Source organism: Streptomyces botrytidirepellens (assembly GCF_003721215.1).
Classification (GTDB): Bacteria; Actinomycetota; Actinomycetes; order Streptomycetales; family Streptomycetaceae; genus Streptomyces; species Streptomyces himastatinicus.
Window position 1 is genome coordinate 1 of sequence record NZ_RIBZ01000039.1, and the last position, 10821, is coordinate 10821.

Below are 10821 nucleotides of genomic sequence, written 5' to 3' on the forward strand. Positions count from 1 at the left end.
AAGGTCGCGCGCACGATGGAGGAAGTGCCCGAGCTGTACGACTCGGCCGTCCGCGAGGCCGTCGCCGCCTTCGGCCGCGGCGAGTGCTTCGTCGAGCGCTACCTGGACAAGCCGCGCCATGTGGAGACCCAGTGCCTGGCCGACACCCACGGCAACGTGGTCGTGGTCTCCACCCGTGACTGCTCCCTCCAGCGACGCCACCAAAAACTCGTCGAGGAGGCCCCGGCGCCGTTCCTGACCGAGGAGCAGAACGCCGAGCTCTACCGCGCCTCCAAGGCCATCCTCAAGGAAGCCGGATACGTCGGCGCGGGGACGGTGGAGTTCCTGGTAGGGACGGACGGGACGATCTCGTTCCTGGAGGTCAACACCCGCCTCCAGGTGGAGCACCCGGTGACGGAGGAGGTCTCGGGCATCGACCTGGTGCGGGAGATGTTCCGCATCGCGGACGGTGAGGCCCTCGGGTACGACGATCCGCCGCTGCGGGGCCACTCGTTCGAGTTCCGGATCAACGGCGAGGACCCGGGCCGCAACTTCCTCCCGGCTCCGGGGACGGTGACCGTGTTCGACCCGCCGTCCGGCCCGGGCGTGCGGCTGGACGCAGGGGTGGAGTCCGGCAGCGTCATCGGCCCGGCGTGGGACTCGCTGCTGGCGAAGCTGATCGTCACCGGCGCCACCCGCACCCAGGCCCTCCAGCGCGCCGCCCGCGCCCTGGCGGAGTTCCAGGTCGAGGGCATGGCCACCGCGATCCCGTTCCACCGGGCCGTGGTCGCCGATCCGGCTTTCACCAGTGACCCGTTCGCGGTCCACACCCGCTGGATCGAGACCGAGTTCACCAACACCATCGCCCCCTACGCCGCCGCCCCGGCCGCCACCGACGAGGAAGAGGCCGTCGGGCGCGAGATCGTGGTGGTCGAGGTCGGCGGGAAGCGGCTGGAGGTCTCCCTGCCCGCCTCGCTCGGCGTGGCCGCGGCCCCGGCGGCCGGTGGGTCGAAGAAGCCCAAGCGCAAGGCGGTCAAGAAGGGCGGCTCCGCTGCCTCCGGCGATGCCCTGGCCTCCCCGATGCAGGGCACCATCGTCAAGGTCGCCGTCGCCGAGGGCGACACCGTGGCCGAAGGCGACCTCGTCGTCGTCCTCGAAGCCATGAAGATGGAACAACCCCTCAACGCCCACCGCGCCGGGATCGTGAAGAACCTGAACGCGGACGTCGGCGCCTCCGTCAGCTCCGGCGCCGTCATCTGCGAGATCAAGGACTGACGCGGTCAAGGATTGGTGCCGCCTCGCTCCACTCATCGGCAGGCCCCACCCCGTCAGCGGGGGAGGGGCCTGCCGATGTTCCGAGGTGTCTAGTCCTTGAGCGTCCGCTCCAGGAAGCCCAGCACCGTGTCCGCGTACACATCCGGCTGGGTCTTGATGCCCTGGAGGTGGTCGGTGTCCGGCAGCGTGTGCACCTCGGCCAGCGGATAGCGCTCGCCCAGCGCCCGCACCCCCGCGGCCGGGATCATCGTGTCGCGCTCACCGGCCAGGAAGAGCATCGGCGTCCGCTCGTACGCCCCCTCCGCCGCCGGCGGCCACTGCACCCGCAGCATCGCCAGGGCCGACGACGCGGCGACCGTCTCCAGGGCCTTCCGGGAGAGCCCGGTGCGCAGCGGGCCGGGGATGGGCAGTCCGTCGGCCGCCACGAAGTTGCGGAACAGGGGGACAAGTTCGAGCGCTGGGCCGCTGTCGCAGATCACCGCGTCGACCGGGCAGTCCGCCGCGCGCCCCAGCAGGTAGAAGGAGGGGAAGGCGGAGATGGAGAAGCCGAAGACGGCGAAGCGCGCCTCCGCGTACTCGTCCATCGCGCGCAGATGCTTGATGACCGCGACCACGTCGTCGGTGTGACGGTCGCTCATGCCCCAGCACGCCGGGTCCGAGACGCTCTTGCCGTGGTTGCGGTGGTCGAACAGGGCGACCGTGTAGCCCGCCCGGTTCAGCATCGCCGCCTGGGCCAGGCTCGCCGACTTGCTCAAGCCCAGCCCGTGGCCGAGCACCACCACCCGTTCCGTATCGCCCTCACAGAGCCACACATGCAGCCCGCGCGGCTTTCCGTTCAGTGGAACCTGGACATCGGTGCTGGTCAGGCCCAGGTCTTCGGGCTTTTTGTGATGCGGCCGCCGGGGCGGGTGATAGATGAAGTACGAGAGGAAGGCGCCGTAGAGCGGAGCCACCGGGAGCGTCGCCGCGGAGGCCGCCTTCGTCAGGAATCCCGTCGCCATGTCGCAAACCCCCATCACAGATCGTGCCCGGTCGTGCGCGATCGTAGTGGTGTCACCCGGGGGCCGGGTCGGCCGGGAAGCGAACGTGTCCGAAGTCACCGGGCGTTCCCGTACGGCAACGTCGCGTCGCGGCACGGGCGTTGCCGGTGCGGCGGGCGGGTACGGTCGTCGGTGGACGGACGCCGGACGGCGGACACGGATGAACTCCAACGGAGGTAACGGAACAGTGCCGCTCATACGCCCGGCCGACGACCCCGCCCCGACCGCCGGCCCCTGGGGCACGCTCGCCGCACCGCCCCGCCCGGAGGACCGCCCCGGGCCCGGCGAGGTCGCCGTATGGCTGCTGCACCTCCCGCCGCACGCCGCCGCTGCCGCCGCGGTCGCGGACCGGACGCTGGACGCGGGCGAGCGCGAGCGGGCCGCGGGGATGCGGCACGAGACGGCGCGCGAGCGCTACGTCACCTCGCACGTGGGCCTGCGGACGGTGCTCGGCGGCTATCTGGGGGCGGACCCGGCGGACATCGAGTTCACCCGCGAGACCTGCGGCATGCCGGACTGCGACAAGCCGCACGGCCGCCCCGCCGTCGCCGGTGACGGCACGTTGGCGTTCTCGCTCTCCCACGCCGGGGACGCCGCGCTGTGCGCGGTGTCGGGCGGCGCGCCCGTCGGCGCCGACATCGAGGAGCGCAGCCCCCGGCGCACCGGCGCCCGCCTCGACGGTCTGATCGGCCAGTTGCACCCCGGCGAGCGCGCGGCGATCGCCGCGCTGCCGGACGAGGAGCTGCGGGAGCGGGCGTTCATGAGCTGCTGGGTGCGCAAGGAGGCGTATCTGAAGGGCATCGGAACCGGACTGCCGGGCGGGCTCCGCACCCACTACGTGGGCCTCGCGGAGGAGCTCGGCGCCCCGGTCCCCGACGATGTGTCCACCCCGCCCGGCTGGGCTCTCGCCGACCTGCCCGCCCCGCCCGGCTACCACGCCGCCGTCGCCGTCCGCGCCGACGCCGCCCCGGTGGTGACGTTCACCGGTCTTCGGCTGGGGTGACGGGTCGGGTACCTTCGGGCATATGGCGCATCGTGACGAGGTGGAACTCTCCGCAGGCACCATCGAGTACGAGGACACCGGGGGTGAGGGGCCGGTCGCCGTCCTGCTGCACGGCGTCGCCATGGACGGCTCGCTGTGGCGCGAGGTCGTCGCCGGACTCCGCCCCGGCGTCCGCTGCATCGTCCCCACCCTGCCGCTGGGCGGCCACCGCCGCCCCATGCGCCCCGACGCCGATCTGTCCGTCCTCGGCGTGGCCCGGCTGGTCGCCGAGTTCCTGGAGCGGCTGGACCTCACGGACGTCACCCTCGCGATGAACGACTGGGGCGGCGCCCAGGCCCTCGTCGCCGACGGCCGCGACGAGCGGATCGGACGGCTGGTCATCACCTCGTGCGAGGCGTTCGAGAACTTCCCGCCCGGCCTGCCGGGCAAGAACCTGCACACCTCCGCCCGCCTCCCGGGCGGTCTGCGCACCGCGTTCACCCTGCTCAAGCTGCGCCCCCTGCGACGGCTGCCGATGACCTGGGGCTGGATGACCAAACGCCCGGTGCCGCCGGAGCTGATGGACGCCTGGTTCCGGCCGCTGTGGACCTCCCCGGAAATCCGGCGCGACCTGCGGAAGTACGTGCTCGGCGTGCCGCCCGCCGCGGAACTGCTGCGCTGGGCCGAGCGGCTGCGCGCCTTCGACCGGCCCGCACTGGTGGCGTGGGCGTCCGAGGACCGCGTGATGCCTCCGGAACACGGCCTCCGGCTCGCGGCCCTGCTGCCGCAGGGCCGCCATGTGGAGATCCCCGACAGCTACACCCTGATCCCGGTGGACCAGCCCCACCGGCTGGCCTCGCTGATGCGCACCTTCATGCTGGAGGGCGGCGCGGCGGTCTAGCCGTGGCGCCGTAGGAAGGCGTCGACCAGCCGGTCGGTGAACTCCTCGCCGACCGGCTCGTCGGTCACCAGCACCCGGTAGTAGACCGGGCCCATGAGCTGGTCGATCTCGGCCGCCAGATCCAGCCCGGACGGCAACTGCCCCCGCTCCACGGCCCGTTCCAGCGGCAGGCGGTCGCGGCGGCGCTGCTCGTCCAGGTAGCGGGCGCGGAAGTCCCGGGCGAACTCCGGATCGTGCTGGGCCTGGGCGATCAGGGCCCGGAAGACGGCGCCGGAGTCGGACGCGCTGAGGAACCAGGCCAGTTGGCGCAGATAGCCGCGCAGATCGGCGGCGAGATCACCGGAGTCCTGCTGGATGAGGTCCTTGGCCGCGTCCTGGAGGAAGGCGTCCATGAGGACGGCGGTCTTGGTGCTCCACCAGCGGTAGATGGTCTGCTTGGCGACCCCTGCCCGGGTGGCGATGCCCTCCATCGTGACGCCCGCGAAGCCCTTCTCCACGAGCAGGTCGTCGGCCGCGTGCAGAACGGCCAGCCGGGCCTGTTCGCTGCGCCCGTGCCGGTTGCCGTGGTGGCGCGGTGCCGTCGTCGGCCCGGTGCCGCTCGTCCGGTCGGTGTGTGTCGCGCGTGCCATCTCGCCTCCCCGGAACAGCATATCCACGCCACGAGCCACCTTCCTTCCTAGACAAGACTCAACGTCGCGTCTACTCTAGCCGTCATGACACACACCGACACCCTTGCCGACCCCCGGGTCGAGACCGCCCTCAGCCGGATGTTCGCGCTCGCCGAGCAGGACGGGGCCACGGCCTGTGCCGCGCTGCCGCCGGGGGCGGCCGATTCGCTGCCCCCGCAGGAGCTGGCCGATGCCGCGGCCGGGATCTACATGCCGATATCCGCCGAGGGCGGGAAGCTGCTCTACAACCTGGTCCGCGCCATCCGCCCGGCCACGGTGGTCGAGTTCGGCATGTCCTTCGGGATCTCCACGCTCCATCTGGCCGCCGCCGTCCGGGACAACGGCACCGGGCGCGTGGTCACCACCGAGATGAGCAAGGAGAAGATCGCCGCGGCCCGCCGCACCTTCGCCGAGACCGGTCTTGACGACCTGATCACCGTGCTCGAAGGAGACGCCCGGGAGACCCTCGCCGATCTCGAAGGCCCGCTGGAGCTGGTCCTGCTCGACGGCTGGAAGGACCTGTGCCTACCGCTGCTGCGGCAGCTCGAACCGCGCCTGCGGCCCGGCGCCCTCGTCGTGGCCGACGACGTCGACCAGGGCGAGGGGCTGCTGAAGCCGTATCTCGACTACGTACGCGACCCCGCGAACGGCTACCGATGCGTGACGTTCCCCATCGAGGACGGCATGGAGATCAGCTGCCGCCTCTGAGCCGCGCTGTCGGACCCGCGGCGTACCGTCGTGGGTATGTGCAGATCCATCAAGACGCTCCGCCCGCCGTATGCCGAATCGGTCACCGAGGAGGACATGCGCGCCGCCGCGCTCCAGTACGTACGCAAGATCAGCGGCTTCCGCCAACCCGCTCCGCACAACGCCGCGGCCTTCGACAAGGCGGTCGAGGCGATCGCCGCCGCCACCGGGGAGCTGCTGGGCACGCTGGAGGTACGAGGCGGCCGCACAAGCTGAATGGCCCGGCGCTCTCGAAACCGAGAACGACCGGGCCATTCAGTCGATCAGTGGTGCGCCGCCAGGGACTCGAACCCCGGACCCGCTGATTAAGAGTCAGCTGCTCTAACCAACTGAGCTAGCGGCGCCTGCTGACGACATAAATACTACCTGGTCCGGGAGGGTGCTTTTGACCAACNACATAAATACTACCTGGTCCGGGAGGGTGCTTTTGACCAACATCAGCGATCAAGGCCCGAAGATCAGATGGTCAGCGAGAGCAGCATCGGCGCCGCCTCGCGATTGAGCAGGTAGGCGGCCTGACGCAGCCGGTGGGCGCGCTCCAGGGGGAGGGACAGCGCCAGGCATCCGACCGTGTGCCCCGCCGTGACGGGGACGGCCGCGCAGACCGTGCCCACCGCGTATTCCTGGAGGTCGAGCACGGGCACGGTGGGCGGCTGGCTGTCCAGCTTGCGGAAGAGCACCTTCTCGCTGGTCGTCGTCCGCGAGGTGAGCCGCACCGTCTTGTGGCGGGAGAGGTGGTCCCGGCGGCCGTCGTGGTCGAGCTGGGTGAGCAGGCACTTTCCGACGGCCATCGCATGGGCGGCGGCGCGGAAGTCCACCCATTCGTTGACCCTGGGCGTCTGCGGGCCGTCCGCATACTGCGTGATCTTGACTTCGCCGTCCACGTAGCGGCTGAAGTAGACCGCCGCGCCCACCGAGTCGCGGAGCGCGCCGAGCGACTTCTGTAGTTTGTCCTCGACGGCCCGCCCGCGCCCCGGGACCCCGGTGTCGAGCAGGGTGAGGGACGCGCCGCCGATGTACGCCCCGTCGGCGATCTGCTCCACGTACCCCTCGCGGCGCAGCATCCGCAGCAGCTCGACGAGCCGGTCGCTCGGCAACCGGGTCTCGCGGGCTATCCCGGCGTGGCTCACCCCGCCGGAGTGCCGGGCGACGACCTCCAGGATGCGCAGGGCGTGCCGCACCGAGCGGAGCGGTGCGATCGGCTCGGGCCCCAGCACCACGGCGTCCCCTCTCGCAGGTGGTGACCGCTTGCGTCAACGCCGTCGCTGCGGGTCACGGGTGCGGGGTAGCCCACAGGGCCCCGCAGGAGGCGGCTTCGTACCACGATAGCCGCCAAGGGGGCGATATGGAGCGGAAGTTGAGCGATGGCATGTGCCATCCTCAAGCCGCCCACATCGCCCCCTCGTGGCGCTGCGGTACGCGGTTTACAGCACGGCGCTCAGGAACTCCCGGGTCCGCTCGTGCTCCGGCTCCGAGAAGATCTTCTCCGGCGGGCCGGACTCGATGACCCGTCCCGCGTCGAACATCAGCACGTCGTCGGAGATGTCCCGCGCGAAGTTCATCTCGTGCGTCACGCACAGCATGGTGATGTCCGTCGTGTGGGCGATGTCCCGCAGGACGTCCAGTACCCCGGCGACCAGCTCCGGGTCGAGCGCCGACGTCACCTCGTCCAGCAGCATCACCTGCGGCCGCATCGCCAGCGCCCGGGCGATCGCCACCCGCTGCTGCTGCCCGCCGGACAGCTGCGTCGGGTACATGTCGCACTTGTCGCCGAGGCCGACGAGGTCGAGCAGCTCCCGCGCCCGGGTCTCGGCCTCGTCCTTGTCCAGGCCCAGGACGTGCACCGGGGCCTCGGTGATGTTCCGCAGCACCCGCATGTTGGGGAAGAGGTTGAACTGCTGGAAGACCATGCCGATCTTCTTGCGCACCTCGCGGGTGTGCTTCTCGCCCGCCGGGACCAGTTTGCCGCCCTTGTCCTCGTGGGTGAGGTAGGCACCGTCGACCTTGATCGTGCCCTCGTCGGGCTTGAGCAGCGTCATCAGCAGCCGCAGGATCGTGGTCTTGCCGGAGCCGGACGGGCCGATGAGGGTGACGTGCTTGCCGGAGGACACCGAGAAGTCGAGGTCGTCCAGGACGGTATTGCTGCCGAAGCGCTTGGTCACCTTGTCGAAGCGGATCAGTTCACTGCCGTCCACGGCAGGATTCGTGTGGTCGGTTTCAGTGGCCAAGACGACGCTCCAGGGCTCGCATGAGAAGAGATGCCGGATAGGCGATGAGGATGAAGGCGATGCCGACCATCGTGAACGGCTCGATGTAGTGGAAGGACGACGAGGCCTCGCCCCGCGCCTTCTGAAGCATGTCGACGACGCCGATCAGCGCGAGCATCGGGGAGTCCTTCAGCATCGCGATGACGTAGTTGCCGAGGGCGGGCACCACGCGGCGGATCGCCTGGGGAAGGATCACCGCCTGCCAGGTGCGGCCCCGGGAGAGGCTGAGCGCGGTGGCCGCCTCCCACTGGCCCACCGGCACACCGTCGATACCGGCCCGGTAGACCTCGGCGGTGTACGTCGAGTAGTGCAGCCCGAGCGCGATCACACCGGTGGTGAGCGCCGAGAACTTGATGTCCCAGGTGGGCAGCACGTAGAAGAAGAAGAACAGCTGCACCAGCAGCGGGGTGTTGCGGATGAACTCCGTCACCGCCGACACCGGCCAGCGCACGAAGCGGCTCGGCGAGCGGAACGCCATCGCCCACACCAGCCCCAGCGCGAACGCCAGGACGGAGCCGAGGGCGGTGGCCTCCAGCGTGATCAGCAGCCCGTGGCCCAGCTGCGGGAGGAAGTCCCTGGCCACGTCCCAGTCCCACTTCACTGGGCACCTCCTCCGACGACGATGTTGCGCGACTGCTCGGACTCCTGCTTGCCGATCAGCTTGCGCGTGACCAGCGAGCCCTTGGGCGGAGCCTGGCCGATGTTGGCCTTGGCCCGCCGCTCCAGCAGCCGCATCAGCCGGGTCAGGATGAACGCCAGCACGAAGTACAGGACCAGGATGATCGTGTAGATCTGCGCACTCTCACCCGTCGCCAGCCGGGACAGCTGGGCGGCGAAGGTGATGTCGGCGACGTTCACGGCCGAGACCAGGGCCGTCGCCTTCAGGATCTCGATCAGCAGATTGTTGAACGGCGGGATCATCTCGGGGATCGCCTGCGGCAGGATCACCCGCCGCATCCGCTGCGCCGGGGTGAAGCTGAGCGCGATGGCCGCCTCGCGCTGCGCGGGCGCCACGGAGGCGATCGAGCCGCGGACGATCTCGGAGCCGTACGCCCCGTAGTTCAGCCCGATGGCCAGCACCGCCGCCCACAGCGGGAAGAGTTGCCAGCCGAAGGCGAGCGGCATCACGAACGCCAGCCAGAACATCAGCACCAGGGCCGACGTACCGCGGAAGATCTCCACGTAGCAGGCGGTGAGGAAGCGGACGAACCGCAGTCGCGAGGTGCGCGCCATGCCGATGCCGAAGGCGACGGCGAGGGCGAAGGCCGCGCAGTACAGGGTCAGCTGGATGGTGATCCAGACACCCGGAAGAAGCCAGTGTTCCCACAGCCCGGCCGTCATTTGCACAGCTCCTTGGCGGTCAGGTCGGTCATCTCGCCCTTGCCGAAGCCGAAGGGGCGCACGATGCGGAGCAGCTCGCCGCTCTTCTTCATCTTGCGCAGTTCGACGTTGAAGGCATCGCGGAGCTTGGTCTCCTCCGGGCGGAAGGCGAAGCCGCCCGCCCCGATGTCGGGCTTGCCGTCGAGCATCGCCTGGAACGGCTCGGTCGCCTCGGCGCGTCGGCTGTTCCGCTGCTTGACCACGTTGTGCACGGTCACCGTCGTGCCCGCGAACACATCGGCCCGGCCCTGCTCCACCGCCAGGAGACCGGCCAGCTGGTCCGGGAGGATCAGCATGTCCTTCTCCTTGACCCCGGCGTTCGCGGCGTAATCGATCTGGGCATACGCGGTACCGGTCGCCATCTTGGCCTTGTGCTTGACGATGTCGTCGTAATTGTGCAGGTTCTTCGGATTGCCCTTGCGGACGATGAACGCGTCCCGCATGCGGTAGTCGGGATCGGAAAAGATCACTTGGGCGCAGCGTTCGGGATTGATGTACATCCCCGCGGAGACCACGTCGAACTGCTGCGAACGGAGTCCCGGAATCAGGGAGCCGAACTCGGTCGGCACCGGCTGGACCTTGTCCACCCCCAGCCGCTTGAAGATGACCTTCGCGATCTCCGGCGCCTCACCGGTGAAGTCGCCATTCTTGTCGATATACCCGAATGGGATCTCCCCCGCAATTCCCAGTCGGACCGTCCCCTGCGCCCTCAGGCGCTCCAGCAGATTGCCCCCATCTCTGGCGTCCGTGCTGGACACCCGGCTACAGCCGACCGCGCCCAGCAGGCCAAGGGCCGCGCCGCCGACCAGAAGCGATCGACGGGATGCCCCTTTTGCTCTGCTATCGATGTCTTTCCCACGTGGTGGAGCCATGGGCGCGCGACTACCCGAACCCACGAAATATATGCAGGTCGTTTCCAGCCCTTGATACAGACGATGCTGGGTATGCCCCCTGGGGAAGGACTGGTGAAGGACTGGTTCCGAAGCGACCTGGAGGAATGTCGATGGTTGACCGAGCCGACCGGTTCATCGAGGTCTCGCTCGACAAGCGCGGAGTGACCTGTACCGCGAAACTCCTCGATGACCGCGCGCCGATCACCTGCGAGGCGGTCTGGAACGCGCTGCCGCTGGGGGGCGACGTGTACCACGCCAAGTACGCGCGGAACGAGATCTACGCGCTGCTGGAACCCTTCGCCCCCGAGGAGCCCCCGCTGGAGAACCCCACGATCACCCCCATCCCCGGGGACCTGTGCTACTTCACCTTCTCCGACACCCAGCTCGGCACGAAGTCCTACGGCTACGAGGCCCAGGCCAAGCACCAGGGCAAGCGCCAGGTGGTCGACCTCGCGCTGTTCTACGAGCGGAACAACCTGCTCATCAACGGTGACGCGGGCTGGGTCCCGGGCATCGTCTGGGGCTCGGTCGTCGACGGCCTCGACCGCATGGCCGACGCCTGCCAAGACCTCTGGCGCGCAGGCGCCCTGGGCGAAACCCTGAGCTTCCGACGGGCGTGAGCCTTTGCCGGGCCGGGGCCGCCGGTCCGGGCCCGGCAACCCGACCCCGGGCGGCTGGACCCAGGTCCG

13 protein-coding genes and 1 tRNA gene are annotated in these 10821 nt (G+C 69.8%); 6 read left to right on the forward strand and 8 right to left on the reverse strand.

The genetic code is table 11. The annotated features are described in order from the left end of the window. Positions 1-1254 (forward strand): ATP-binding protein (locus tag EEJ42_RS02625; RefSeq protein WP_123098416.1); only part of this gene is annotated, 1254 nt, incomplete at its 5' end. Between the two features lie 89 nt (positions 1255-1343). Here the strand turns inward: EEJ42_RS02625 and EEJ42_RS02630 are convergent. Then, on the reverse strand, positions 1344-2255 hold the full coding sequence (locus EEJ42_RS02630) for an alpha/beta hydrolase (protein ID WP_184502905.1): 912 nt from the start codon (positions 2253-2255) through the stop codon (positions 1344-1346). Positions 2256-2481: 226 nt separating this feature from the next. Between EEJ42_RS02630 and EEJ42_RS02635 the strand changes: the two genes are divergently transcribed. Both EEJ42_RS02635 and EEJ42_RS02640 read left to right on the forward strand, forming a co-directional pair. After that, positions 2482-3297 (forward strand): 4'-phosphopantetheinyl transferase family protein, encoded by an 816-nt coding sequence (locus EEJ42_RS02635; RefSeq protein WP_246095986.1) that lies wholly within the window; start codon positions 2482-2484, stop codon positions 3295-3297. 22 nt (positions 3298-3319) lie between these two features. Beyond that, positions 3320-4177 (forward strand): alpha/beta fold hydrolase, encoded by an 858-nt coding sequence (locus EEJ42_RS02640; protein WP_123098418.1) that lies wholly within the window; start codon positions 3320-3322, stop codon positions 4175-4177. On the opposite strand, the gene EEJ42_RS02645 is transcribed toward EEJ42_RS02640, so the two are convergent. Further along, on the reverse strand, positions 4174-4806 hold the full coding sequence (locus EEJ42_RS02645; RefSeq protein WP_123098427.1) for a TetR/AcrR family transcriptional regulator: 633 nt from the start codon (positions 4804-4806) through the stop codon (positions 4174-4176). The two genes, EEJ42_RS02640 and EEJ42_RS02645, sit on opposite strands and share 4 nt — an antisense overlap. An 84-nt stretch (positions 4807-4890) precedes the next feature. Here EEJ42_RS02645 and EEJ42_RS02650 point away from each other — a divergent pair, with 84 nt between their 5' ends. Both EEJ42_RS02650 and EEJ42_RS02655 read left to right on the forward strand, forming a co-directional pair. Beyond that, positions 4891-5553: an O-methyltransferase gene (locus EEJ42_RS02650; RefSeq protein ID WP_123098419.1), complete on the forward strand. Its 663-nt coding sequence runs from the start codon at positions 4891-4893 to the stop codon at positions 5551-5553. Positions 5554-5589: 36 nt separating this feature from the next. Beyond that, a complete protein-coding gene (locus EEJ42_RS02655; protein WP_123098420.1) occupies positions 5590-5808 on the forward strand; it encodes a DUF2277 domain-containing protein in 219 nt (72 codons plus the stop codon). 51 nt (positions 5809-5859) lie between these two features. On the opposite strand, the gene EEJ42_RS02660 is transcribed toward EEJ42_RS02655, so the two are convergent. The 6 genes from EEJ42_RS02660 to ehuB all read right to left on the reverse strand — a co-directional run bounded on the left by EEJ42_RS02660 (position 5860) and on the right by ehuB (position 10111). Beyond that, positions 5860-5936 (reverse strand) — tRNA-Lys (locus EEJ42_RS02660). Between the two features lie 114 nt (positions 5937-6050). Continuing rightward, complete coding sequence (locus tag EEJ42_RS02665; RefSeq protein WP_123098421.1) at positions 6051-6812, reverse strand: IclR family transcriptional regulator domain-containing protein; 762 nt, start codon at positions 6810-6812, stop codon at positions 6051-6053. Positions 6813-7016: 204 nt separating this feature from the next. After that, a complete protein-coding gene (ehuA, locus tag EEJ42_RS02670) occupies positions 7017-7787 on the reverse strand; it encodes an ectoine/hydroxyectoine ABC transporter ATP-binding protein EhuA (RefSeq protein ID WP_123098422.1) in 771 nt (256 codons plus the stop codon). 22 nt (positions 7788-7809) lie between these two features. Continuing rightward, a complete protein-coding gene (gene ehuD, locus EEJ42_RS02675) occupies positions 7810-8460 on the reverse strand; it encodes an ectoine/hydroxyectoine ABC transporter permease subunit EhuD (protein ID WP_123098423.1) in 651 nt (216 codons plus the stop codon). Continuing rightward, positions 8457-9200 carry an ectoine/hydroxyectoine ABC transporter permease subunit EhuC gene (ehuC, locus tag EEJ42_RS02680; protein ID WP_123098424.1) on the reverse strand — a complete coding sequence of 248 codons (744 nt, stop codon included), beginning with the start codon at positions 9198-9200 and terminating at the stop codon, positions 8457-8459. Before ehuC ends, ehuD begins: the two co-directional genes overlap by 4 nt. Next, positions 9197-10111 carry an ectoine/hydroxyectoine ABC transporter substrate-binding protein EhuB gene (gene ehuB / locus EEJ42_RS02685; protein WP_123098425.1) on the reverse strand — a complete coding sequence of 305 codons (915 nt, stop codon included), beginning with the start codon at positions 10109-10111 and terminating at the stop codon, positions 9197-9199. Before ehuB ends, ehuC begins: the two co-directional genes overlap by 4 nt. A gap of 131 nt (positions 10112-10242) precedes the next feature. On the opposite strand from ehuB, the gene EEJ42_RS02690 reads away from it, so the two are divergent. Next, positions 10243-10752: a DUF3830 family protein gene (locus EEJ42_RS02690; protein WP_123098428.1), complete on the forward strand. Its 510-nt coding sequence runs from the start codon at positions 10243-10245 to the stop codon at positions 10750-10752. Positions 10753-10821 lie beyond the last annotated feature (69 nt).

Excerpts from the sequence above, each read along its gene's own strand:
- EEJ42_RS02655 (WP_123098420.1), top strand. The coding sequence starts at position 5,590 with ATGTGCAGATCCATCAAGACGCTCCGCCCGCCGTATGCCGAATCGGTC.
- EEJ42_RS02645 (WP_123098427.1), bottom strand. The coding sequence starts at position 4,806 with ATGGCACGCGCGACACACACCGACCGGACGAGCGGCACCGGGCCGACG.
- EEJ42_RS02690 (WP_123098428.1), top strand. The coding sequence starts at position 10,243 with ATGGTTGACCGAGCCGACCGGTTCATCGAGGTCTCGCTCGACAAGCGC.
- EEJ42_RS02630 (WP_184502905.1), bottom strand. The coding sequence starts at position 2,255 with ATGGCGACGGGATTCCTGACGAAGGCGGCCTCCGCGGCGACGCTCCCG.
- ehuC (WP_123098424.1), bottom strand. The coding sequence starts at position 9,200 with ATGACGGCCGGGCTGTGGGAACACTGGCTTCTTCCGGGTGTCTGGATC.
- EEJ42_RS02650 (WP_123098419.1), top strand. The coding sequence starts at position 4,891 with ATGACACACACCGACACCCTTGCCGACCCCCGGGTCGAGACCGCCCTC.
- ehuB (WP_123098425.1), bottom strand. The coding sequence starts at position 10,111 with ATGGCTCCACCACGTGGGAAAGACATCGATAGCAGAGCAAAAGGGGCA.
- EEJ42_RS02640 (WP_123098418.1), top strand. The coding sequence starts at position 3,320 with ATGGCGCATCGTGACGAGGTGGAACTCTCCGCAGGCACCATCGAGTAC.